Genomic DNA, 22,759 nt, shown 5'->3' on the forward strand with positions numbered 1-22,759 from the left:
CGACTCAATTGAACCGCCCGGTATCCGGGAGGCCGTCCGCGGGCTCAGCCCAGGAGACCGACAGGAGCGGAGTGTGGGCGTAGCACAACGGCCGGAGGTGTGGCCGGCCCCGAGTTCGGATGCCAGGCTGTCGCTCGTCCTGGGGGAGCGGGCGCTGCACGTGAACGGGGATCTGCAGACCGCGCGGCGCTGGTACGACGCCGCCTACCGCCAGGCCGAGCAGTCCGGTGACCCCGTCGCGCTCGGGCTGGCGGCGCTGGGGCTCGGCGGGCGCTGGGTGCGGGAGCACCGGACGTCGGCGGAGTCCGAGCGGGTGCGTACGCGCCAGTTACGGGCGCTGTCGCTGCTCGACCCGTCCTCGCCGACGGCGCTCCGGCTGCGCATCCGGCTCCAGGGGGAGGACGACTACCGGAACGGCACGCACGACGGGATCCTGCGGCTGCTCCGCGAGACGCGGGACGCGGGGGACCCGCTCGCCGTCGCGGAGGCGCTCAGCCTGGCGCACCACTGCCTGCTCGGTCCCGAGCACGCGGCGCTGAGGCGCGAGCTGGCCGATGAGCTGATCGGCCTGGCGGGGGTCACCGAGCGCCGCGGCGACCTGCTGATGGGCCTGATGTGGCGGACCGTGAACCTCTTCCTGGCCGCCGACCCGCACGCCGAACGCTGCCTGGAGGAGCTGCGCCGGCTGCTGCGCGAGCACGCCTACCTCGCGGTCGGGTACGTGGTCGACGCCGTCGAGGTCATGCTCGCCATCCGCGCGGGCCGCTTCGACGAGGCGGAGAGGCTGGCCGGCCAGTGCTTCGAGCGGGGCGTCGAGGCCGGCGACATGGACGCCACCGGCTGGCTCGGCGGCCAGCTCGGCGCCGTCCGCTGGTTCCAGGGGCGCGCCGCCGAGCTCCTGCCCGGACTGCGCGACCTGGCCAGCTCGCCCACGCTCAGCCCGATCGACAACTCCTACCTGGCGGGACTGGCGCTGGTCGCGGCCGTCGCGGGGGATCATCGGCTGGCGGCCGGGCACCTGGCCCGCGTACGGGGGCGGGACCTCGCCGAGCTGCCCCGTTCGAGCTCCTGGCTGGTCTCGATGTACTTCGTGGCCGAGACGGCCCACCTGCTGGAGGACGCGGGGACGGCGGCGCGGGCGTACGCGCTGCTCAGCCCGTACGCCGGGCTGCCGGTGATCGGCAGTCTCGGGGTCGTGTGCTTCGGGTCGGCGGAGCACCCGCTGGGGATGGCCGCGCTGACCACGGGGGACCTGGATCTGGCCGTACGGCATCTGCGTGCCGCCGTGCAGGCGAACCTGGCGCTGGGGCACTGGCCGGCGGCGGCGCTGTCGCGGTGCCGTCTGGGGCAGGCGCTGGCGTTGCGCGACGGGCCGCGGGACGCGGCGGCCCGCGCCGAGCTGGCCGCGGCGGCGCGGGAGGCCAGGGACCTGGGGATGGCGCTGCCCGGCGTGGTCGGCAGCGCGGTCTTGAGCGGGGCCGGCGAGGTGCGGCGGACGTGCCGGTTCCACCGCGACGGGCGGCACTGGCGGATCGAGCTGGGCGGGCGGGTCGCGGTGGCGGACCACAGCGTCGGCATGGCCCATCTGGCGGCGCTCGTGGCCCACCCCGGGCGCGAGATCCTGGCCGCCGACCTGGCGGCGGGCACCTGGTCGCAGGAGGGCGAGGGCTCGTCGGCGCAGCCCGTGCTGGACGACCTCGCCCGGGACTCCTACCGCGAACGGCTGACGCAGCTCCAGGCCGACATCGACGAGCTGGAGGAGATGAACGACCTGGAACGGGCGTCGGCGCTGCGGCTGGAGCGCGAGTGGCTGGTGCGGGAGCTGACGGCGGCCACGGGGATCGGCGGGCGGGCGCGGCCGTTCGCGGGCGGCGAGGAGCGGGCCAGGATCGCGGTGGGCAAGGCGATCCGGCGGGCGTTGTCGCGGATCGCCGGGGTGGATCCGGTGATCGGGGAGGAACTGCGCGCGTCTGTGCAGACCGGACTGCGCTGCTGCTACCGGCCACGGTGACGGCTCCGGCTCTCCCGCTGGATGCCGTCAGCGGAAGGCCGTGAGCGGGCCGTGGTGGAATATGAGGCAGCACAAAAAGGAAGCGAGCCACCCTGATGGAACACCGCATATTGGGACGCACCGGTCGTGAGGTCGGCGTCATCGGCCTCGGCGCCTGGCAGCTCGGCGCCGACTGGGGCGAGGTCTCCGAGGACGAGGCCTTCGCCACGCTGTCCGCCGCCGCCGACGCGGGCGTCACCTTCATCGACACCGCCGACGTGTACGGCGACGGCCGCAGCGAGCAGATCGTCGGCCGGTTCGCCAAGGGCCGCCCCGGCCTGACGGTCGCCACGAAGATGGGCCGGCGGATGGAGCAGCTCCCCGCCAACTACGTGATGTCCAACTTCCGCGCCTGGAACGAGCGCTCCCGCCAGAACCTCGGCGTGGACACCATCGACCTGGTGCAGCTGCACTGCCCGCCGACGCCGGTCTACTCGACGGACGCGGTCTTCGACGCCCTCGACACGCTGGTCGCGGAGAAGAAGATCGCCGCGTACGGCGTCAGCGTGGAGACCTGCGAGGAGGCCCTGACCGCCATCGCCCGCCCCAACGTGGCGAGCGTGCAGATCATCCTCAACGCCTTCCGGCTGAAGCCCCTGGAGCGGGTGCTGCCCGCGGCCCGCGCCGCCGGGGTCGGCATCATCGCCCGCGTCCCGCTGGCCAGCGGCCTGCTGTCGGGCCGCTACGACGAGAACACCACCTTCGCGCCCGACGACCACCGCAACTTCAACCGGCACGGCGAGGCGTTCGACGTGGGGGAGACGTTCTCGGGCGTCGACTTCGCGACCGGCCTGGAGGCGGTGCGGCGGCTGGCTCCCCTGGTGCCGGAGGGGGCGACGATGGCGCAGTTCGCGCTGCGCTGGATCCTCGACCAGGAGGGGGTCTCGGTGGTCATCCCCGGCGCCCGCAACCCGGCGCAGGCCGCCGCCAACGCGGCCGCGGCCGGGCTCGACCCGCTGCCGGCCGCGACGCTGGAGACGGTCAACGGGGTCTACGACGAGCTGATCCGCCCGCAGGTCCACGACCGCTGGTAGCGGGGAACGGGGAGCGGGGCGGGTCTGACCTGGCCGTACCCTGGTGGGCATGATTCGTCCCGCTACCCCCGACGACGTGCCCGTCATCCTCGACCTGATCCGCGAGCTGGCGGAGTACGAGAAGGCCGCCCATGAGGTGCGCGCCACCGAGGAGGGCCTGCGCGCCGCGCTGTTCGGCGACCGGCCCGCCGTCTTCGCCCACATCGCCGAGATCGACGGCGAGGTCGCCGGTTTCGTCCTGTGGTTCCTGACCTTCTCGACCTGGCGCGGCGTGCACGGCGTCTACATGGAGGACCTCTACGTGCGCCCGCAGCACCGGGGCAGCGGCCTCGGGATGGCGCTCATGGGCGAGCTCGGCAGGATCTGCGCCGAGCGCGGCTACCAGCGCCTGGAGTGGGCGGTGCTCGACTGGAACGAGCCGAGCATCGGCTTCTACGAGGGCCTCGGCGCGGTGCGTCAGGACGACTGGTACAAGTACCGGCTCACCGACGAGCCGTTGCGGCGGCTGGCGGACCGCGCTCTCGATCCCGCGTGAGAACGGCGGTCACGCGGGTCACACAGGCGTGACCCGCGTGCCGTGCCGGTCAAACCCCTGCGTGCGTCCGGCTGCGCATGTCCTGGGACCTGCCGAAGGACTCCATCTCGGACTCCTCCAGCTCGCGGTGCGTCTCCTCGATCCGCAGCGCGACCCCCATCGCGAAGAACGTGGGCGCCCATTCCCCGACGAAGATGCCCCATCGGTCCGCGCGGTCGAGCCCTGCATGCTCGGTCTGCTTCGACGCGAACCAGGAAGCGAAGGCCAGGCCGACCGAGCAGATCCCGGCCACGTACATGTGATTGGACTTGATGCCCATCTTGTGAAGTGTTTTGATCATGATTCCCCCCCTTGCTGAGTGTCGTTACCCCAGGAAGGCGGCAGTAACCAGGCGTTACGCGCACGTTTCCGGCGTGACGCTTGTGCGTGGCTTGTTACCGCGGTGAATCACCTGTAACGGATGCACAGCCACGGAAAGTGCGCGTGCGTAACGACCGATTCCTACGTTGGAGCTCCCCGGACGCCGAGCGTAGGAGAGGTCGATGGCGCGCTGGATCGCCGACTGGCACCCCGATGACCCAGCTTTCTGGGAAAGCTCAGGAAGGCGCGTCGCACGGCGCAACCTGATCTTCTCGATTCTCGCCGAGCACCTCGGCTTCACCGTGTGGACCCTGTGGAGCATCGTCGCGACCAGGATGGGCTCCTACGAGTTCACCACCGACCAGTTGTTCTGGCTGGTCGCGCTGCCCAACCTGATCGGCTCGGCGCTGCGGCTGCCCTACACCTTCGGCCCCGCCAGGTTCGGCGGGCGCAACTTCACCGTGGTCAGCGCGCTGCTGCTGCTGATCCCCGCGGTGCTGCTGGCGGTCGCGGTGAACAACCCCGGCACGCCCTACTGGCTGTTCCTGGTGATCGCGGCGCTCGCCGGGGTCGGCGGCGGGAACTTCGCCTCCAGCATGGCCAACATCACCTACTTCTACCCCCGTGCCAAGCAGGGGGTGGCGCTCGGGCTCAACGCCGCGGGCGGCAACGTCGGGGTGAGCTCGGTGCAGCTCGTCATGCCGCTGGTGATCGGCGCGTTCGGGCTGGCCGCGGCCGGGTGGTTCTGGATCCCGTTCATCGTGGTGGCCGCCGCCTGCGCCTGGTTCTTCATGGACAACCTGACCACCGCCAGGGCCAACCCGCGCGAGCAGATCGCGGTGGCCGGCAAGGCCCAGACGTGGATCATGTCGTTCCTGTACATCGGCACGTTCGGCTCGTTCATCGGCTACTCCACGGCCTTCCCGCTGCTCAGCAAGAGCCTGTTCCCCGACTCCCCGTACGCGGCCGTCGCCTTCGCCGGGCCTCTCCTCGGCTCGCTCGTCCGGCCGTTCGGCGGCTGGCTGGCCGACCGGCTGGGCGGCGCGCCGGTCACCCTGTGGAACTTCGCCGCGATGGGCGGCGGCGTCCTGCTGGTCTGGGCGGCCGGCGAGGGCGGCGGCTTCTGGCCGTTCTTCCTGGCCTTCCAGCTGCTGTTCCTCACCTCGGGCATCGGCAACGGCTCCACGTACCGGATGATCCCCGCGATCTTCCAGGCCAAGGCCGTGGCCGAGCGCGGCGAGGGCGAGGAGGCCCTGCTGTACGGCAAGCGGCAGGCCAGCGCCGCGATCGGCGTCATCTCGGCGGTCGGCGCGCTCGGCGGCTTCCTCATCAACCGCGCGTTCGGGATGTCGTTCGCCGCCTCCGGCTCGCCCGCCCCTGCCTTCCTCGCCTTCGGCCTGTTCTACGCCACCTGCTTCGCGCTCACCTGGTGGTGCTACGTCCGCAAGGTGGGCGTCCGGATCGTGGCCAGCCTCGCCCACGCCAGGGTCTGACCGTGGGCGAGCCGGTGAAGACGCACTGCCCGTACTGCGCCCTGCAGTGCGGGATGGAGATCGGTCCCGAGCTGGCCGTCCGGCCGAGGACGGACATCCCCGCCAACGCCTCGGGCGCGCTCTGCCAGAAGGGCTGGACGGCGGGTGAGCTGCTCACCAGCGGCGAGCGGCTCACCACGCCCCTCCTGCACGGCGAGCCGGTGGAGTGGGACGTGGCGCTCGACCACGTGGCCCGCCGGCTGGCCGCGATCCGCGCCGAGCACGGCCCCGACGCCGTGGCCGTGTTCGGTGGCGGCGGCCTGACCAACGAGAAGGCGTACATGCTGGGCAAGTTCGCCCGGGTGGCGCTCGGCACCAGCCAGATCGACTACAACGGCCGCTTCTGCATGTCCTCGGCCGCCGCCGCGTCGGTCCGGGCGTTCGGGATGGACCGGGGGATGCCGTTCCCGGTCACCGACCTGGCCGCGGCCGACGTCGTCCTGCTGGCCGGCGGCAACGTGGCCGAGACCATGCCGCCGTTCGTCCGCCACCTGGAGGGGCCGCGCCTGATCGTCATCGACCCGCGCCGCAGCCCCACCGCCCGGCTCGCCTGGCTGCACCTGCAGCCCGCCCCCGGCACCGACCTGGCGCTCGCCCTCGGCCTGCTGCACCTCGTCGTCGCCGAGAACCTGGTGGACGAGGCGTACGTGGCCGCCCGCACCACCGGCTTCGCGGACGTGCGGACCTCGCTGGCGGAGTGGTGGCCCGAGCGGGTGGAGCGGATCACCGGCGTGCCCGTCCACCGGATGCGGCAGGCGGTGCGGGCTCTGGCCGCCGCGTCGAACGCATATGTGCTGACCGGCCGCGGCGTCGAGCAGCAGGCCAAGGGCACCGACACGGTCACCGCCTTCGTCAACCTCGCCCTCGCGCTCGGCCTGCCGGGCCGCGCGGGCTCCGGCTACGGCTGTGTCACCGGGCAGGGCAACGGCCAGGGCGGCAGGGAGCACGGTCAGAAGGCCGACCAGCTCCCCGGCTACCGCAGGATCGACGACCCGGCGGCGCGGGCGCACGTGGCCGGCGTGTGGGGCGTGCCGCCGGAGTCGCTGCCGGGGCCGGGGCGGTCGGCGTACGAGCTGCTTGACGCCCTCGGCACCCCCGGCGGGCCCAGGGCGCTGCTGGTGTTCGGCTCCAACCCGCTGATCTCGGCCCCGGCCGCCGAGCACATCGCCGCCCGGATCGCCGCCCTGGACCTGCTCGTGGCCTGCGACTTCGTCCTGTCCGAGACCGCCGCCCAGGCCGACGTGGTGTTCCCGGTGACGCAGTGGGCCGAGGAGTCCGGCACCATGACCAACCTCGAAGGGCGCGTGCTGCTGCGCAACCAGGCGGTCGCCCCGCCGGACGGCGTGCGGAGCGACCTGGAGGTCATCGCGGGCCTCGCCGCGCGGCTGGGGCACCGGTTCGCCACCGAGCCGGCCGAGGTGTTCGACGAGCTGCGGCGGGCCGGCCGGGGCGGGCCCGCCGACTACTCCGGCATCACCTACGAGCGCATCGCCGAGGAGAAGGGCGTCTTCTGGCCCTGCCCCGAGCCGGGGCACCCGGGCACCCCGCGCCCCTTCCTCGACCGTTTCGCGCACCCGGACGGCCTGGCCAGGTTCGTGCCGGTCCGGCACCGGCCGGCCGCCGAGGAGCCGGACGACGACTACCCGGTCCACTTCACCACCGGCCGGCTGCTGGCCCACTACCAGAGCGGCGCGCAGACGCGCAGGATCGCGCCGCTCGTCCAGGCCGCCCCCGAGCCCTTCGTCGAGCTGCACCCCGACCTCGCCGAGCGGCTGGAGATCGCCGCCGGGGACATGGTGCGGCTCACCAGCAGGCGGGGCGAGGCCAAGGCCGTCGCCAGGATCAGCGACGCCATCAGGCGCGACACCGTGTTCATGCCCTTCCACTGGGAGGGCGCCAACCGGCTCACCAACCCGGCGCTCGACCCGACGTCGAGGATGCCGGAGTTCAAGGTCTGCGCGGTCAGGGTGGAGAGGGACTCATGAGGCTCGTCGTCGTGGGCAACGGGATGGCCGGGTCGCGGCTCGTCAGCGAGGTGCGCGCCCGCGATCCCCACATCAGGATCACCGTGTTCGGCGCGGAGTCGTGCCGGCCCTACAACCGGGTGCTGCTGTCGGAGGTGCTGGCCGGCGGCTCCCGCCCCGACCAGGTCCGGCTGCTCGACGCCTCCTGGTACGCCGCCCACGACGTCGAGGCCGTCTTCGGCGACGCCGTCGCCCACCTCGACAGGGAGACCAGGCACGTCGTCACCGCGAGCGGCCGCCGCCAGCCGTACGACCTGCTGGTGCTGGCCACCGGCAGCGACGCCGTCGTGCCGCCGATCCCCGGCGTGGAGCGGGCCGTGCCGTTCCGCACCCTGGACGACTGCGCGCGCATCCTCGCCGCGGCCGAGCACGCCGGCCGGGCCGTGGTCGTCGGCGGCGGGCTGCTCGGCGTCGAGGCGGCCCGCGGCCTGGCCGGGCGCGGGCTGCCGGTCACGCTGTTGCACCTCGCCGGGCACCTCATGGAGCGGCAGCTCGACGTCGAGGCCGGCGAGGTGCTGGGCGAGACGCTGGCCGGGCTCGGCGTGGAGACCCGGACCGGCGTCTCCGCCGAGGCGGTGCTGGAGGACGGCGTCCGGCTGGCCGGGGGCGAGCTGGTCGAGGCCGGGCTCGTGGTGCTGGCCTGCGGCGTCCGTCCCGTCACGGGCCTCGCCGCCGAGGCCGGGCTGGAGGTGCGCAGGGGCGTCGTCGTGGACGACGAGCTGCGTACCGACGACCCGTCGATCTTCGCGATCGGGGAGTGCGCCGAGCACGACGGTACCGTCTACGGCCTGGTCGCCCCCGCCTGGGAGCAGGCCGCCGTCGCCGCCGACGTCATCACCGGCGGCAAGGCGCTCTACCGCGGCTCCCGCCTGGTGACCCGGCTGAAGGCGCGCAGCGTCGAGCTGGCCGCCATGGGCGAGACGCACCTCACCGAGGAGCACGCCGAGGTGGTCAGGTTCAGCCACCGGGCCCGCGGGACCTACCGCAAGCTCGTCATCCGCGACGGCCGCCTGGTCGGCGCGATCCTGCTGGGAGAGAGCGACGCCGTCGGCACGCTCACCCAGCTCTTCGACCGCGGCGGGCCGGTGCCGGGCGACCGGGCCGGGCTGCTGTTCCCCGGGCTGTCGGCGGCGCCCGTGGCGGCCAGCCCGACGCTCATGCCGGACGCCGCCAGGGTCTGCCAGTGCAACAACGTGACCAAGGGCCAGATCAGGGCGTGCTGGGAGGCGGGGGCGCGCGACCTGGCCGGGGTGGCCGCCGCCACCCGCGCCACCACCGGATGCGGAACCTGCCGCGACGCCGTGGAAGGCATCGTCGGCTGGCTGTGCGAGCAGGAAGGGATTTCCGTATGAAGGAGCTCGTCGTGGTCGGGTTCGGGCCGGCCGCCCATCGGCTCGTCGAAAGCCTCATGGACAGAGGCTTCGGCGGGCGGGTCACGGTGATCGGGGAGGAGCCGCGGCCGGCCTACGACCGGGTGCGGCTGACGTCGTACCTGTCCGGGACCAGCGCCGAGGACCTCGCCTACGAGGTGCCCGAGGGCACGGTCACCCGGCTGGGGACCCGCGTCACCGGCATCGACAGGCAGGCGCGGCGGGTGTTCACCGCCGACGGGGGCGCGCTGCCGTACGACGTGCTGGTGCTGGCCACCGGCTCGGCGCCGTTCGTGCCGCCGGTGCCGGGGGCCGAGCACGCCCACGTCTACCGCACGATCGAGGACCTGGACGCCATCAGGACCGCCGCCAAGGACGCGGCCGAGGGCGTCGTGGTCGGCGGCGGCCTGCTCGGGCTGGAGGCGGCCGACGCGCTGCGGGCGCTCGGGCTGAAGGCGCACATCGTGGAGATGAGCCCCTGGCTCATGCCCCGGCAGGTGGACGAGGGCGGCGGCGCGGTGCTCCGGCGGCACATCGAGGGCCTGGGGCTCGGCGTGCACGCGGGCTCGGGCGTACGCGAGGTCGTCGTGGACGGCGCGGGCCGGGTCGCCGGGCTGCGCACGCCGGACGGGACGCTGCTGGAGGCGCAGGTCGTGGTGTTCTCGGCGGGCATCAGGCCGCGCGACGAGCTGGCCCGCGCCGCCGGGCTGGAGGTGGGCGAGCGGGGCGGCGTCGTCGTCGATCCCGGGATGCGCACCTCCGACCCGTCGATCTACGCGATCGGCGAGTGCGCGCTGGCCGGGGGCATGATCTACGGCCTGGTGGGGCCGTGCAACACGATGGCGGAGGTCGCCGCCGACCGGATCACGGGCGGCTCGGCGACGTTCACGGGCGCGGACCTGTCCACCAAGCTCAAGCTGCTCGGCGTCGAGGTCGCGCAGTTCGGGGCCATGACGGGGGCGCTCGACGTCACCTACATGGACCCGGTGGCCGGCGTCTACAAGAAGCTGTTCATCAGCGACGACGCGCGGACGCTGCTCGGCGGCATCTGCGTGGGCGACGCCGCGCCGTACGCCTCGCTGCGGCCGTTCGTGGGCAAGGAGCTGCCCGCCCCGCCGTCCGACCTGCTGTTCAGCGGCGCGGGGGCGAGCCTGGACCTGCCCGGCGACGCGCTCGTCTGCTCGTGCAACAACGTGTGCGCGGACGACATCCGCACCGCCGTCGCCGACCAGGGCGTCACCGACGTGCCGGGGCTCAAGGCGTGCACCCGGGCGGGCACCACGTGCGGCTCGTGCGTGCCGATGCTGAAGCGGCTGCTGGAGAAGTCGGGCGTCGAGGTCGGCAAGGCGCTGTGCGAGCACTTCGCGCACTCGCGGGCCGAGCTGTTCGACATCGTACGGGTCCGCCGCATCACCACGTTCTCGCAGCTCATCGCCGAGCACGGGCAGGGGAGGGGCTGCGACGTCTGCAAGCCGGCCGTGGCCTCGATCCTGGCCTCGCTGCACAACGGGCACGTGCTGGAGGGCGAGCGGGCCGCGCTCCAGGACACCAACGACGCCTTCCTCGCCAACATCCAGAAGAACGGCACGTACTCGGTCGTGCCGCGCATCCCCGGCGGCGAGATCACGCCGGAGAAGCTCATCGTGATCGGCGAGGTGGCCCGCGACTTCGGCCTCTACACGAAGATCACCGGCGGCCAGCGCATCGACCTGTTCGGCGCCCGCGTCGAGCAGCTTCCGCTGATCTGGCGGCGGCTCGTGGACGCCGGGTTCGAGTCCGGCCACGCCTACGGCAAGGCGCTGCGCACGGTGAAGTCGTGCGTCGGCTCCACCTGGTGCCGCTACGGGGTGCAGGACTCGGTGGGCCTGGCGATCGAGCTGGAGCTGCGCTACCGGGGCCTGCGCTCGCCGCACAAGCTGAAGTCCGCGGTCTCCGGCTGCGCGCGCGAGTGCGCCGAGGCCCGCTCGAAGGACTTCGGGATCATCGCCACCGAGAAGGGCTGGAACCTGTACGTCGCGGGCAACGGCGGCTTCCAGCCCCGCCACGCCGACCTGCTGGCCGCCGACCTGTCCACCGAGGAGCTGATCAGGACCATCGACCGGTTCCTGATGTACTACGTCCGCACCGCCGACCGCCTCCAGCGCACCTCCGCGTGGCTGGAGTCGCTGGAGGGCGGCCTCGACCACCTGCGTGAGGTGATCATGGAAGATTCGCTGGGCATCTGCGCCGACCTCGACGCGCAGATGGCGCACCACGTCGCCACGTACGCCGACGAGTGGTCGGCCACCCTGGACGACCCGGACAAGCTGCGGCGGTTCGTCAGCTTCGTCAACGCGCCGGGCGTCCCCGACCCGTCGATCGTGTTCGAGCGCGAGCGCGGCCAGATCAAGCCGGTGATGGCCCGATGAGCGCCGCGTGGACGCCGGTCTGCGGCTACGACGACCTGCTGCCTGAGCGCGGCGTGTGCGTGCTGGTGGCGGGCCGGCAGGTCGCGCTGTTCCGCACCTGGGACGGCGGGCTGCACGCGCTGGACAACCTCGACCCGTTCAGCGGGGCGTACGTGCTCTCGCGCGGCATCGTCGGCACCAGGAAGGGCGAGCCGACCGTGGCCTCGCCGCTGCACAAGCAGGTGTTCTCGCTGGCCACCGGCCACTGCCTGGACGAGCGGGGCGTGCGCGTGCCGGTCTACGAGGTGCGGCGGGCGGGTGCGGCGGTGGAGGTGCGGACGTAGCCGTCAGCACGTAGCCGTCAGCGCAGGGGCTCCTCGACCGGTGGGAAGACGTGTGGGCTGCGGTGGCCCGCCGGCAGGACGCAACGGCGTCCCGTCTCGGAGCTGTCGCAACGCTCGGCGTCCTCACGCTGCGGAAGGGGGTCCGGATTCGCCTGGGTCTGCGGCACTGAAGCGACGGTATCGGGGGCTCCCGCTTTGCTGGTCTCGCCCCGGCAACGATCGAAGCTCTGAACGGTCTCGGCATATCGGGTCATTCCGTCGAGTAATACCGGACCGAGTAAAGAACCCGTCGGAAGTGCCTAAACCACGCATTCGTTAATCGACCGGCGGGGCATCAAAGCCGCCATGAGCAAGATTTCTCACCGCAGAGCATTCCTGTTGGCCGCCGTCGTTCCCGCCATGCTGGTGGCGGGCTGCGCCGCGGGCACCGACTCGCAGGCCATGAAGGGCGAGGCGAGCCCCGCCTCGCCCACCGGCATGACGTCGCCGATGGAGACCGGCACCGGCATGGAGTCCGGATCGCCCATGGAGACGGGTTCGCCCACCGGAACCGCCGGCGCCGCCCAGGCGCGCTCGGCCGTCCAGAGCTTCTTCGACGTGCTGAAGTCGGGCAACGTGGACAAGGTCGTCAACTCCTTCTCCGACGACGCGGTGGTCGCCATCGCCGGCAAGGCCACGGCCACCGGCGGGAGCGCGATCCGCAGCCTCTACCAGGACCTGTTCAAGAACAAGGACGTGTCCAAGGCCACGCACACCATCGAGGACTCGCGCGACCTCGGCCAGCAGTACGCGGTGGTCCGCGCGCGCAGCAAGCAGGGCGGCGACGCCTACCGCGAGCTGTTCCTGCTGGCCGACCAGGGCGGCCAGTGGAAGATCACGGACCTCATGACCAACAAGGCGGGCTGACCGGAGCGGGCTCCGGAATACGGTAGGGGGGTATGGCGTTGCGGTCGGTGTAGCGAGCGGAAGGACGGCCGTGATGCCCGGATACACCGACAGCAAGCAGGAGCACCTGCGGCGGCTGCGCCGCATCGAGGGACAGGCGCGCGGGCTCCAGCGCATGGTCGAGGACGACAAGTACTGCATCGACGTCCTCACCCAGGTCTCGGCCACGACCAGCGCGCTGCAGTCGTTCGCGCTGTCCCTCCTGGAGGAGCACCTGGCGCACTGCGTGGCCGAGGCCACCCGCAAGGGCGGGGCCGAGGCCGAGGCCAAGGTCAAGGAGGCCTCGGACGCGATCGCGCGCCTCGTGCGGTCCTGACCTACGGTGGGGTCATGGGTGATCTGCCGCAGGACCTGTCGCGGTTCCAGCATCCGCGCTTCGCCCGCGCCTACGCCAGGCTGAGCGCCGAGGCGGAGACCCGCGCCACCGGCGAGCTGCGCGGGCGCCTGCTGACCGGCCTGTCCGGGCGGGTCGTGGAGGTCGGCGCGGGCAACGGGCTGAACTTCGCGCACTACCCGGCCGAGGTGCGCGAGGTCGTCGCGGTCGAGCCGGACGACGTGCTGCGCGCCTACGCCGAGCGGGCCGCGGGAGCCGCGAAGGTGCCCGTGCGCGTGGTGGCCGGTCACGACGGGGCGTTGCCGGTCGCCGACGGCGGCTGCGACGCGGTGGTGCTGTCGCTGGTGCTGTGCTCGGTGCCGGACCAGCGGGCCGCGCTGGCCGAGGTGCGCCGCGTGCTGCGGCCCGGCGGCGAGGTGCGCTTCTTCGAGCACGTACGCTCGCCCCGCCCGGCGGTGGGCCTGCTCCAGCACGCCGTCACGCCACTGTGGCGCCTGGTGACCGGCGACTGCCGGCCCAACCGCGACACCGCCCGCGCTCTCCGCGACAGCGGGCTCGTCATCGAGGAGTGCGAGCGCTTCCCCTTCAAGGCGCTGCCGTCGTCGCCGACGCTGACCCACATCCTGGGGCGCGCGCGCAACCCCTGACGCCCTAGTGGCGTGCGCCGTCGCCGGGGATGCGCGGGCTGATCCTGCGGGCGTCGACCAGCGCCAGATAGACGGCGAACGCGCCCCGCGACCACATGTCCGCCTGCTGCGCGGTCAGCCTGATCTCCTCGCCCTCGTGGGAGACGATCAGGTAGCCGCCCAGCGGCGCGTGCCGCCACGCCACCAGCACGTTCTCGTAGACGAGCACGTCCAGCATCGCGTCGAGATTCTGACGTCCGGCGGCGGACACCTTTTCATTGTGCGCGTGGTGCACGGAAAAGACGCGCCTCCCATCAGGAAATGTCGATTGTCCCGGAACCTCCGGCCGGCGGGCGGTGTATCCGGCGTATGAAATGGATTCTGGCTCTGCTGGTCGCCGGCTGGCTCGGCGGCGCGAGCGGGGCGTGGGCCGAGACGTCCCTGGACCCGGCGCCGCAGCGGTTCGCGGCGGGGACGTCGTACACGCTGGGGTTCTGGGTGCTGCAGCACGGCACCCATCCGTACGAGGGCGAGCTGTCGCCGGTCGGGCTGCGCTTCACCCGACCTGACGGCGAGAGCCTGACCTTCCCCGGCACGCCGCTGCCGGAGGCCGGGCACTACGCCGCCTCCGTGGTGCTGCCGGAGGGCGACTGGAAGATCGAGGGGCTGCAGGGGATGTTCGCGCCGTACCTTGCCGGGACGGTGTCCGTGCCCGGCGGGCTGAAGGCCGAGCCGGTGCGCGAGGAGTCGATCGAGGGGTTCGTGGCGCAGGGGGTGGACTACTGGGGCGCGGTGCGGCCGCCGGGCTTCCCCGACCTGCCCGCGGAGCCGGCGCCGGTCGCGCGGGCCACGGCCGCGGCGTCCGCTCCGCCCCCTTCGCCCCCTCCGTCCAGGGTGGCGGAGGACACCGGGGTGCCGGCGTGGACGCTGCCGCTCGCGGCGGCCGGGGGAGCGGCGCTCGCGGGCGCGGGGTGGTGGCTGGTCAGGCGGCGGGAGACCGAGGACGAGGAGCCGCCGCGCGATCCCTCCGCCGAGACCATCGTGATCTCCGGCTGAGCCCCTGACGCGTCAGAGCTCGCGGGCCTGCTGGTCGAGGATGGCGATCGAGACGGCGACCGCGCGCCCCGGGTCGCCGTCCTCGATCGCGCCCAGCAGCTCCTCGTGCGAGGTGTCCGGCGTCAGCGCCGCCTCCTCCTGGTCGCGGACGCTGTCGCGCAGCGCGTCGCTCATGCCCCGGTAGAGGTCGGCGAGGAGCGGGTTGTGGGCGGCGTCGGCCACCCGTACGTGGAACTCCACGTCGGCGTCGGCGAAGCCGTCGAGGTCGCCGGCCCGGGCGGCGGCGGCCCTGCGGGCGAGGATCTCGCGCAGCGCGAGCAGGTCCTCGTCGGTGCGGCGGCCGGCGGCCAGGCGGGCGGCCACGAGGTCGAGGCCGCGGCGTACGTCGATGATGTCCATGGCGGCCGCCGTGTCGAGGCGGCGGCGCAGCGCGACCCTGGACTCGTCGGTCGCGGTGACGTACGTGCCGTCGCCCTGCCGCGTGTGCAGGAGCCCGGCGTGGACGAGGACGCGCACCGCCTCGCGCACCGACAGGCGGCTCATGCCGAGGCTCTGGGCGAGCTGGCTCTCGGACGGGATCTTCGTCCCGACCGGCCAGGTGCCGTCGGCGATCTCCCGGCGGAGCTCGCCGATCGCCGCGTCGACGAGCGAGGTCCGCGCCACGTTGCGCATGTGCCCCCTCTTCTCCTTCAGGTGGGGACTCTCACCCTAAGCCGTACGCCCGCCGGGCATCCGGCCCCGACCTCCGCGAGTCAAATCTTGTCACCGTCACCGGCTGTCTGAGAGATTGCGTTTTGTCCCGGATGCTCCTCTGGAGGTCATGCGTGTCATCCTTACGTCCGGCCCTCGTGGCCGTCGCGGCCACCCTGGCGACCACGACCGTCACGGCGCTCCCCGCGCGCGCCGCCACTCCGACCATCACCGTCGAGAACGGCCGCACCCAACCCGTCTTCTCCTACGCCGACGCCGTCCGCGAGCACGTGTACGTCGAGTCCCCCGTCGACAGCGACGCCGACGGCGCGCTCGACAAGGTACGCGTGGACATCATCCGCCCCAAGGAGTCCGGCCCCGGACTCAAGGTGCCGGTGATCATCGACGAGAGCCCCTACTACGACAACTCCGGCCGCGGCAACGAAGGCGAGCGCAAGGTCTACGACGCGGCGGGCAACGTCATGAAGTTCCCGCTCTTCTACGACAACTACTTCGTCCCCCGCGGCTACGCCGTGCTCAACGTCGACATGCTCGGCACCACCAAGTCCGACGGCTGCCCCGACGTCGGCGGCAGGGCCGACGTGCTGGGCGGCAAGGCCGTCATCGACTGGCTGAACGGCCGCGCCAAGGCCACCAGGGCCGACGGCAGCCCCGCCGTCGCCGACTGGACCACCGGTAGCGCCGCCATGATCGGCAAGTCGTACGACGGCACGCTGGCCAACGCCGTCGCCGCCACCGGCGTGGCCGGGCTGAAGACGATCGTGCCGATCTCGGCCATCAGCTCCTGGTACAAGTACCAGCGCTCGAACGGTGTGATCTACAACTACGACTACGCCTCCTGGCTCGCCAACTACGTCGACACCGACCCCGAGGCCAAGTGCCAGGCGGTCCGCGACCGGATGGACGCCGAGGACGGCGACGCCACCGGCGACTACAACGCGTTCTGGGCCGAACGCGACTACATCAAGGGCCTGCTCGGCGACGCCTCGAAGGTCCGGGCCAGCGTGTTCGCCGTGCACACGGTCAACGACCTCAACGTCCGGCCGGACAACTTCTCCACCTGGTGGAAGGCGCTCGCCGACCGGGGCGTGCCGCGCAAGATCTGGGTCGGCCAGACCCAGCACGTGGACCCGTTCGACTTCGAGGGCCGGCGCGGGCTCTGGGTGGACACCCTGCACCGCTGGTTCGACCACTACCTGCACGGCGTGCGCAACGGCATCGCGCAGGAGCCCCGCGCCGACGTGGAGATCGGCCCGGCCCAGTGGATCACGCAGCGCGACTGGCCCGCGCCGCTCGCGCTCAAGGCGTCGCTGCGGCCCGCCGCCGACGGCTCGCTCGGCCTGCGCCCGGCCGCCAGGAACAGCACCGCGACCTTCACCGACGTCGCCATGAGCGAGAACGACATGGTGGCCGACGTCGGCACCGCCCACCCGGGCCGGGTCGCGTTCACGACCGGCGCGCTCCCGCTGGACCTGCGCCTGTCCGGCACGCCCACCGCCGACCTGCGGGTCAAGCTGGACAAGCCGACCGCCAACCTGACCGCCCTGCTCGTCGACTTCGGCGAGAGCGCCCGCGTCGACTGGCGGCGCGGCCAGGGCATCACCACGCTCACCGAGGAGGACTGCTGGGGCGAGAGCACCGCGGCCGACGACGGCTGCTACCGCAAGGTCGTCACGAACGTCGCCACCCGCCCGCTGGAGATCGTCGCCCGCGGCTGGATCGACGTGCAGAACCGTGACTCGCTCAGCCAGGCGAAGCCGCTGCCGGCCGGCACGTACGGCACCGTCAAGTGGCTGACGCTGCCGCAGGACTACACCTTCAGGAAGGGCCACAGGATCGGCCTGGTGATCGCCGGCACCGACTCCACCTACACCGCGGAGAGCGGGACCGGCGCCACCGTCACCGTCGACCTGTCGCGGAGCTCCGTCTCCGTGCCGTTCGTGCTCGGGACGCCGCTCGCGGACGTGCCGCAGGACAAGGCCAGGTTCCACGGACCTGACCGCGTCGAGCTGCCGCAGCCCGAGGAGGGGTTCACCTTCTTCTAGACCCGCCCCCGGGGCCCCTACTCGCAGGGGCCCCGGCCGGTGGTCCAGCTCACGGCGAGGGCCAGCGTGCCCCGCGCGGTGGCCGTGCCGCCGGTGCGCACGCCGTCGCCGGTGGCCGTCCCGGTCCAGCGGACCAGGATCCGGCCTTTGCGGTTCCGGTCGCCGCAGTCGGCGGCCTCGCGAACGCGGAAGTTGCGCCCGGAGACCGACAGGCCGGACGTGGCGCTGACCGAGGTGATCGTGCAGCGGCCCGTGCACGCCAGCGCGAACGACCCGGCACGGGCCGCGCCCAGCGAGATCGACGCCGGCGTCAGCCGCGCCACCGGCGGCGCCGGCCTGGGCAGCTCAGCCGTCCTCGGCACGCTGCTCAGCCCGGAACCTCCGGCGGGGACCGGCTCCGCCGTCGGCGCGGTGACCTCGGCCACCCACTTCGACGGCCGCTCCAGCAGCACGTTCGTCTGCGCCGCCGCCTTGGTGACCACGGCCGGATGGTCGCGGGCGTTCAGCAGCGCCCACACCAGGCCGGCCGCCAGCAGGCCCACGCCGAGGACGAGCGCCAGCCGGGACACCGCCCGGATCGGGGCGCCCGCCTCCGGATCGTCGCCCGGCGGCTCCTTCCAGTAGTCCTGCCACTGCTTGCCCGCGCCGTCCGGCTCGCCGCTCATCGTGATGCCGCCGTAGCGGATGATCGCGTCGGGGGACCGGGCGTGGCCGTTGCTCTCGCCCTTGAGCGTGGTGCTGTAGACGAGCTTGTCGGTGTACGCGCCCCCGCGGAAGGCCCTGGTCCGGCTCTGCGGCGCGAACGGATGCCGCCCGCGGGCCGCGGGAGCGGCGGGGAGCTCCTGGTCGGCGGCGGCCGCGCCCGCCGCCGACCAGGGCTTTCCCTGCGTCGCCGTCGTGGGGTCGGCGACGGGGACGGACGGCGTGGCGTCGGCGACCGGTGGAGCGCCGGCCCAGCGGCCAGTCTCCGCCGAACCGGTCTCCACCAGTGTGCGTGCCTGCACGGGGAAGCCGTCCGCCCGCCAGAGGGGACCCTCTCCGGGCAGCGGCTGCGCGGACGCCAGCCGGTCAGCGAGGGTGCCGGGCACGGTGGCGATCGGCAGCCGGCGCAGCAGCGCCGCCGCCGTCACGGTCCTGGGCGCGGCCCGGCAGGTCGCACAGGACTGGATGTGGCGGCCGAGCCTCGCCCTGGCCCGGCGGCCGGGCGCGGCCACCCACGCCGACACCCGCGCGGTCAGGTCGGGGCAGCCGTCGGGGCCGCGCGCGGCGAGGATCGCGGCGAACCACTCCTCCAGGCCGGCCGCGGCCCGGGTCACGATCGCGCGCACCTCGGCCGCGTCCAGCTCGAAGATCGTGGCGAGCTCGGCGTCGGCCAGGCCGTGCCGTACGGACAGGTCCAGCAGCTCGCGCTGCGGCCGCTCCAGCGACAGCAGGGCCTCGGGCAGCAGCTCCGACATGCGGCCGGGGCGGGACCAGGAGCCGATGCTCGCCGGTTTGGCGACGACGGCGCGGTGGGCGCGGGCCAGCGCGTACATCCAGGGCCGGTTGAGTGCCGGGTCGCCCGCGCGCTCGGCGTACAGGTGAGCCGTCAGCAGCGCGCCGGCGACCGCCTGCTCGGCGTCGCCCTCGGCCAGCTCGGTGCGGCAGTAGTCGTACAGGCGCGCCCCGTGCTGGTCGCACAGGTCACGGATGGCCTGCCGCGCGTCGTCGGACAGCGTCCGCCACATCCGGCTGTCACCTCCTCGTCACGTTCGTCCCGGCACGTTGTCGAGCAGGGACGCCTGGGCCAGGTACGCCCGGGTCGCGTCGGGGTCGCCGGCGATCGCCCGCAACCCGTCCATGGCCGCGGCCAGCCGGGCGCTGTCGTGCTCGCGCACGCCCACCAGCCGGGTCTCGCCACGCGGCAGCACCCGCTGCATCAGCACCGAGCGCCGCCGCCACGCCCACGCCTCCAGCGCGGCCGGCCGGGCGCGGCCGCGCAGCACGGCGGCGATCACCTGGGCGGCCTCGGCGGCGTCGTGGATGCCGGCGTTCATGTTGAGCCCGCCGACGGTCGAGGTCAGGTGCGCCGCGTCGCCGACGAACAGCACCCGCCCGCACCGGTACGAGGGCAGCACCCCCCGCGACAGGCCGAACCGGTCCGCGCCGGCCACCCTGATCGGCCCGCCCGCGCCCGGCAGCGCCCGGCGCACCAGCATCGACAGGTTGCCCTGCGACAGCGGCTCGTGCCCGTCCACGGGGATCTTGAAGATGATCCGCCAGTGGTCGGACAGCCCGAACAGGGTGCACGACTGCTGGACGTCGCGCACGTACGTGAGCGGCGCGAGGCTCGGCAGCATCCGGTCCAGCGGCGAGTCGGTGAACACCCGCAGCGCCTGCGCGATGTGCCCCGACCGGGGGAACGGCAGCCCCAGCGCGGCCCGCACGGTGCTCTGCGCGCCGTCGGCCGCGATGAGGTACCTGGCCCGCGTCCAGGTGTGGCCCACGCGGACCCGGATGCCCGTGCCGCCCTCGGCCACGCCGTCCACGCGGGCGCCGAAGCGCACGTCGGCGTCGCCGTAGACGGTGAGCGCCCGCAGCAGCAGCGGCGTGAGCGCGTTCTGGTCGGCGTGGACGCGGAACGGGTGCCGGGTGAGCCCGTCCAGCCGGTTCATGCCCATCTCGGCGAGCACGGTGCCGAGCCGGTCGCGCCACTGGACCCGGTCCACGACCCGCCCTCCCGCGACCAGCGGCGCCGCCACGCCCAGCCCGTCGAGCAGGTCGAGCGTGGCCGGGTGGAAGGTGCAGGCGCGTGGCTGGCGCGGCGGCTCGTTCCCGCTCTCCAGCACGGTGACCGGGATCGCCGCCCTGGCCAGCGAGAGCGCCGCGGTCAGTCCCGCGGGCCCCGCGCCCACCACGATGACGCCGTTCATGCCGGGCGCCTCCCCTGCGCGGGGATCGGGCTCCCCTGCGGCGGCACGGGGCCTCCCTGCGCCGGGACGTGACCTCCCTGCGCGGGGACGCGGCTGCGGTGGGGGACGCGGCTCAGCGTCACGTGCTGTCCGGTGGCCCGTGACAGCGCCCACCAGGCCGTGCAGAGGTTCGAGGTGAGCAGCAGCCGGTCGTTGCCGGTGCTCAGCGGGCCGAGCACGGGCAGCGTGGGCAGGCCGGTGCCGGTGAACAGCAGCACCGCGTCCTCGGGCACGTCGGCCAGCTCGACCTGGCTGATCAGCTCGGAGGGGGTGACCGCGTACGAGGAGTAGCCGGTCTTGGCGCGCACCTGCACCGTCTGGGTGACCGTCAGCCCGGCGGTCTTCCAGAAGCGCTCGGCGAGCTCCGTCAGCCACGGCTGGTACGGCGACACCAGCACGATGTCGCTCACCCCGACGTGCGCCAGCGCCTCACGCGTGGCGAGGGTGGACGAGGCGAACGGCGCGCCGGCCGCCGCGCTCAGCCGCGCGCACTGCTCGCGGTCCTCGTCGGGTCCGAGCAGGTAGCGGGGCTCGCTGCAGGCCATGACCATGGCGTTGAGCGGCAGGCCGTCGAAGGCGTACACCATGAGGGGGAGCTCGTCGTTGTAGCTCTCCAGGCGCTCGGCCAGGGGCAGCCCGCGCCGTACGGGGAAGCGGGCCACGTGCATGTCGGCCCGCGACCCGAGCAGGCGGGTCAGCTCCGGCTCCGCCGACGGGTTCGCGGGCGCCACGATCACGCCCACCCTGCCGCGGCTCACCACCGAACGAGTGCGCATCGAGGTCTCCTCGGGAGCGGCGGGATCAGTGCGCACGGTGCCGCGGCGTCCGGCCGGGCGGCACGGGTGTCCGCCGTATCCTGCGCAACCGGTGCGCGCCGCGCGCTTCCGTCTCGGCGCCGGGTTCGTCGTGCGGCGGCCCTGGCCGGGCCGGGCGAACCTCGTGTGGTCGTGACCTGCGCATCTCGTCCGCGAGCATGTCCGCTCCTGTCTATCGGTGCATGGCTGGGCTGGGGACCCGATGAAACCGGTCGCGCCCGGAGTGGGCGGAGGGCCGGCTCGGCATCGCCGGCCCCCCACCTGCCGCGCGCTGAGATCGACGTTGAGATCGATGGTGAGATCGACGTGCGGTCTCATGGCTCGACGCGGCGGCGACCCGCACCAGCGCCGCGGAGTCGAGCGGAACGGCGGCCATCAGGACGGCCACCAGCACGGAGGAACGCTTGGGCACCGGACCGTTCCCTGACGGCCGGCCGATCAGCACAGCGGCGCCCGTCACGCCGATCGCACTGCCCGGCATCGCCCCCATGCCGATGGCCTCGGACACGGAGACGCGCCTCGCGCGGCCTCCGCACGGGACGGGACCCCCGCCAGAGATGATCCCGTCCCTTGTGGTCATCAGCATTTCGGTGAAGAGATGTGTCGTCGGGGCCGCGCGCCGCCGGGGGCGGGGCGCGACCCCGCACCCCGGCGGACGCGCACCATGCCGACCCCAGGCGCTGTCCTCCGGTTTGGCCAGCACGCCAGCCGCGACCGCGCTGGCCAACAGCACCGCGCCGATTTTCTCGGGCACGTGCCGCACGGTGCCGGGAAGGCAGGACAGCGCCGGGGCCAGCGCCAGGCGCGCCGCCGGTCCCCTTGAGGGGACGAGCGGGCCGGGCCCGCTCGCGGACGGCGGCGCGTACGTGTGGAGTGAAGCGGTCGTCATCGCGCGGTCACCGCGCTCAAGGCCAGGTTCGGCACGCTGGCGCAGACCATGCGCTCGGTCAGCCCGGCCCGCTGGCCCAGCCCCGCCCGCTCGGCCGTCCGGCCGGCGTGCCGGGCACGCGGGCCGCCCGCGGGGGCGGCGGCCGGCATCGCGCCGCCGGCGACCATCCGCGCGACCTTCGCCGCGAGCGCCAGGTGCTCGCCGCAGCGCCTGCCCACCTTGGCCTCCAGCCCGGCCACCTGGGCCAGGCGGAGCCGCATGGGCTCCAGCGACGACGTACGTTGCAGGCCGTCGAGGTCGGCCAGCCGCTCGGGCCAGCGCAGCAGGTGGCGGCAGCGCGCCTCCACCTCGGCCGCGAGGTCCTGGGCGGGGAAGCCGTCGTGCAGCAGCCGGGTGGCCGCCATGACGGCGGTGAACGCCGTACGGTCGAAGTCGGCGAGCCGTCCCGACAGTGCCGCGCCCAGCATCCTCGCGCGGTGGCTCAGGCACACCGAGCTCCAGCCGAGCAGCAGCAGCCGGTCGGGCCCGGTCTCCGTGTGCCAGCCGGCCAGCCGCAGCTCGCGGGCCATCCGGTGGTAGTGACGCCAGCGGTCGCCGGCGTCGTCCAGCCAGACCTGTACGCCGCCCAGAGGCAGATCGGCGACGTGCACGCCCGCCCCGGCGACACGACCGCAGATGCGATGTACCACGCGCTCCTGCGGGGAAGGGGCCGAATCCTCTTGGAACCAGGAACCGCCCGAGACTTCCATGG

General features: G+C 73.5%; 20 protein-coding genes. 13 read left to right on the forward strand and 7 right to left on the reverse strand.

The window, feature by feature from the left end; genetic code table 11:
* Positions 1 to 73: 73 nt before the first annotated feature.
* From ACBR40_RS39245 to ACBR40_RS39255, 3 genes are all read left to right on the forward strand, one after another.
* Complete coding sequence (locus ACBR40_RS39245; RefSeq protein ID WP_371251980.1) at positions 74 to 2,011, forward strand: hypothetical protein; 1,938 nt, start codon at positions 74 to 76, stop codon at positions 2,009 to 2,011.
* Positions 2,012 to 2,106: 95 nt separating this feature from the next.
* Positions 2,107 to 3,084 carry an aldo/keto reductase gene (locus ACBR40_RS39250; protein WP_371251981.1) on the forward strand — a complete coding sequence of 326 codons (978 nt, stop codon included), beginning with the start codon at positions 2,107 to 2,109 and terminating at the stop codon, positions 3,082 to 3,084.
* Positions 3,085 to 3,133: 49 nt separating this feature from the next.
* On the forward strand, positions 3,134 to 3,619 hold the full coding sequence (locus ACBR40_RS39255) for an N-acetyltransferase family protein (protein ID WP_371251982.1): 486 nt from the start codon (positions 3,134 to 3,136) through the stop codon (positions 3,617 to 3,619).
* 49 nt (positions 3,620 to 3,668) lie between these two features.
* Here the strand turns inward: ACBR40_RS39255 and ACBR40_RS39260 are convergent, their stop codons facing one another.
* Positions 3,669 to 3,959, reverse strand: a complete 291-nt coding sequence (locus ACBR40_RS39260) for a hypothetical protein (RefSeq protein ID WP_344212586.1) — start codon at positions 3,957 to 3,959, stop codon at positions 3,669 to 3,671.
* A gap of 202 nt (positions 3,960 to 4,161) precedes the next feature.
* Here ACBR40_RS39260 and ACBR40_RS39265 point away from each other — a divergent pair, with 202 nt between their 5' ends.
* The 8 genes from ACBR40_RS39265 to ACBR40_RS39300 all read left to right on the forward strand — a co-directional run bounded on the left by ACBR40_RS39265 (position 4,162) and on the right by ACBR40_RS39300 (position 13,562).
* Positions 4,162 to 5,472: an MFS transporter gene (locus ACBR40_RS39265; protein WP_344212584.1), complete on the forward strand. Its 1,311-nt coding sequence runs from the start codon at positions 4,162 to 4,164 to the stop codon at positions 5,470 to 5,472.
* A gap of 2 nt (positions 5,473 to 5,474) precedes the next feature.
* Positions 5,475 to 7,496 (forward strand): molybdopterin oxidoreductase family protein, encoded by a 2,022-nt coding sequence (locus ACBR40_RS39270; protein ID WP_371251983.1) that lies wholly within the window; start codon positions 5,475 to 5,477, stop codon positions 7,494 to 7,496.
* Positions 7,493 to 8,887, forward strand: a complete 1,395-nt coding sequence (locus ACBR40_RS39275; protein ID WP_364444015.1) for an FAD-dependent oxidoreductase — start codon at positions 7,493 to 7,495, stop codon at positions 8,885 to 8,887. Before ACBR40_RS39270 ends, ACBR40_RS39275 begins: the two co-directional genes overlap by 4 nt.
* Complete coding sequence (gene nirB, locus ACBR40_RS39280; protein WP_371251984.1) at positions 8,884 to 11,313, forward strand: nitrite reductase large subunit NirB; 2,430 nt, start codon at positions 8,884 to 8,886, stop codon at positions 11,311 to 11,313. Before ACBR40_RS39275 ends, nirB begins: the two co-directional genes overlap by 4 nt.
* Positions 11,310 to 11,636 (forward strand): nitrite reductase small subunit NirD, encoded by a 327-nt coding sequence (gene nirD / locus ACBR40_RS39285; protein ID WP_364444019.1) that lies wholly within the window; start codon positions 11,310 to 11,312, stop codon positions 11,634 to 11,636. Before nirB ends, nirD begins: the two co-directional genes overlap by 4 nt.
* Before the next feature lie 345 nt (positions 11,637 to 11,981).
* Positions 11,982 to 12,542 (forward strand): nuclear transport factor 2 family protein, encoded by a 561-nt coding sequence (locus ACBR40_RS39290; RefSeq protein ID WP_371251985.1) that lies wholly within the window; start codon positions 11,982 to 11,984, stop codon positions 12,540 to 12,542.
* 73 nt (positions 12,543 to 12,615) lie between these two features.
* Positions 12,616 to 12,897 (forward strand): metal-sensitive transcriptional regulator, encoded by a 282-nt coding sequence (locus ACBR40_RS39295; RefSeq protein WP_344212572.1) that lies wholly within the window; start codon positions 12,616 to 12,618, stop codon positions 12,895 to 12,897.
* Positions 12,898 to 12,911: 14 nt separating this feature from the next.
* Positions 12,912 to 13,562, forward strand: a complete 651-nt coding sequence (locus tag ACBR40_RS39300; protein WP_371251986.1) for a class I SAM-dependent methyltransferase — start codon at positions 12,912 to 12,914, stop codon at positions 13,560 to 13,562.
* Between the two features lie 4 nt (positions 13,563 to 13,566).
* Here ACBR40_RS39300 and ACBR40_RS39305 read toward each other — a convergent pair whose 3' ends face one another.
* Complete coding sequence (locus ACBR40_RS39305; protein ID WP_344212568.1) at positions 13,567 to 13,812, reverse strand: hypothetical protein; 246 nt, start codon at positions 13,810 to 13,812, stop codon at positions 13,567 to 13,569.
* Between the two features lie 98 nt (positions 13,813 to 13,910).
* Between ACBR40_RS39305 and ACBR40_RS39310 the strand changes: the two genes are divergently transcribed.
* Positions 13,911 to 14,597 (forward strand): LPXTG cell wall anchor domain-containing protein, encoded by a 687-nt coding sequence (locus tag ACBR40_RS39310; protein ID WP_371251987.1) that lies wholly within the window; start codon positions 13,911 to 13,913, stop codon positions 14,595 to 14,597.
* Positions 14,598 to 14,609: 12 nt separating this feature from the next.
* Here ACBR40_RS39310 and ACBR40_RS39315 read toward each other — a convergent pair whose 3' ends face one another.
* Positions 14,610 to 15,269 carry a FadR/GntR family transcriptional regulator gene (locus ACBR40_RS39315; RefSeq protein ID WP_344212564.1) on the reverse strand — a complete coding sequence of 220 codons (660 nt, stop codon included), beginning with the start codon at positions 15,267 to 15,269 and terminating at the stop codon, positions 14,610 to 14,612.
* Positions 15,270 to 15,421: 152 nt separating this feature from the next.
* Between ACBR40_RS39315 and ACBR40_RS39320 the strand changes: the two genes are divergently transcribed.
* Positions 15,422 to 17,353 (forward strand): Xaa-Pro dipeptidyl-peptidase, encoded by a 1,932-nt coding sequence (locus ACBR40_RS39320; protein WP_371251988.1) that lies wholly within the window; start codon positions 15,422 to 15,424, stop codon positions 17,351 to 17,353.
* A 17-nt stretch (positions 17,354 to 17,370) separates the two neighbouring features.
* Here the strand turns inward: ACBR40_RS39320 and ACBR40_RS39325 are convergent, their stop codons facing one another.
* The 4 genes from ACBR40_RS39325 to ACBR40_RS39340 all read right to left on the reverse strand — a co-directional run bounded on the left by ACBR40_RS39325 (position 17,371) and on the right by ACBR40_RS39340 (position 22,697).
* The gene (locus tag ACBR40_RS39325) at positions 17,371 to 19,080 is read right to left on the reverse strand and encodes a hypothetical protein (RefSeq protein WP_344212560.1); all 1,710 of its coding nucleotides are present in this window, start codon (positions 19,078 to 19,080) and stop codon (positions 17,371 to 17,373) included.
* An 18-nt stretch (positions 19,081 to 19,098) separates the two neighbouring features.
* Positions 19,099 to 20,265, reverse strand: coding sequence for an FAD-dependent oxidoreductase (locus tag ACBR40_RS39330; protein ID WP_371251989.1), 1,167 nt, complete (start codon positions 20,263 to 20,265; stop codon positions 19,099 to 19,101).
* Positions 20,262 to 21,080, reverse strand: a complete 819-nt coding sequence (locus ACBR40_RS39335; protein WP_344212556.1) for a hypothetical protein — start codon at positions 21,078 to 21,080, stop codon at positions 20,262 to 20,264. Before ACBR40_RS39335 ends, ACBR40_RS39330 begins: the two co-directional genes overlap by 4 nt.
* A gap of 924 nt (positions 21,081 to 22,004) precedes the next feature.
* Entirely contained in the window at positions 22,005 to 22,697 is a 693-nt protein-coding gene (locus ACBR40_RS39340) for a hypothetical protein (protein WP_371251990.1), read from the reverse strand.
* Positions 22,698 to 22,759: the final 62 nt, after the last annotated feature.

It is taken from the genome of Nonomuraea sp. AD125B, from assembly GCF_041402765.1.
GTDB lineage: Bacteria > Actinomycetota > Actinomycetes > Streptosporangiales > Streptosporangiaceae > Nonomuraea > Nonomuraea bangladeshensis.

Coding starts and splice junctions, on each gene's coding strand:
- ACBR40_RS39250 (WP_371251981.1), top strand. CDS start 2,107: ATGGAACACCGCATATTGGGACGCACCGGTCGTGAGGTCGGCGTCATC.
- ACBR40_RS39255 (WP_371251982.1), top strand. CDS start 3,134: ATGATTCGTCCCGCTACCCCCGACGACGTGCCCGTCATCCTCGACCTG.
- ACBR40_RS39260 (WP_344212586.1), bottom strand. CDS start 3,959: ATGATCAAAACACTTCACAAGATGGGCATCAAGTCCAATCACATGTAC.
- ACBR40_RS39265 (WP_344212584.1), top strand. CDS start 4,162: ATGGCGCGCTGGATCGCCGACTGGCACCCCGATGACCCAGCTTTCTGG.
- ACBR40_RS39275 (WP_364444015.1), top strand. CDS start 7,493: ATGAGGCTCGTCGTCGTGGGCAACGGGATGGCCGGGTCGCGGCTCGTC.
- nirB (WP_371251984.1), top strand. CDS start 8,884: ATGAAGGAGCTCGTCGTGGTCGGGTTCGGGCCGGCCGCCCATCGGCTC.
- nirD (WP_364444019.1), top strand. CDS start 11,310: ATGAGCGCCGCGTGGACGCCGGTCTGCGGCTACGACGACCTGCTGCCT.
- ACBR40_RS39290 (WP_371251985.1), top strand. CDS start 11,982: ATGAGCAAGATTTCTCACCGCAGAGCATTCCTGTTGGCCGCCGTCGTT.
- ACBR40_RS39295 (WP_344212572.1), top strand. CDS start 12,616: ATGCCCGGATACACCGACAGCAAGCAGGAGCACCTGCGGCGGCTGCGC.
- ACBR40_RS39300 (WP_371251986.1), top strand. CDS start 12,912: ATGGGTGATCTGCCGCAGGACCTGTCGCGGTTCCAGCATCCGCGCTTC.
- ACBR40_RS39310 (WP_371251987.1), top strand. CDS start 13,911: ATGAAATGGATTCTGGCTCTGCTGGTCGCCGGCTGGCTCGGCGGCGCG.
- ACBR40_RS39315 (WP_344212564.1), bottom strand. CDS start 15,269: ATGCGCAACGTGGCGCGGACCTCGCTCGTCGACGCGGCGATCGGCGAG.
- ACBR40_RS39325 (WP_344212560.1), bottom strand. CDS start 19,080: ATGTGGCGGACGCTGTCCGACGACGCGCGGCAGGCCATCCGTGACCTG.
- ACBR40_RS39330 (WP_371251989.1), bottom strand. CDS start 20,265: ATGAACGGCGTCATCGTGGTGGGCGCGGGGCCCGCGGGACTGACCGCG.
- ACBR40_RS39335 (WP_344212556.1), bottom strand. CDS start 21,080: ATGCGCACTCGTTCGGTGGTGAGCCGCGGCAGGGTGGGCGTGATCGTG.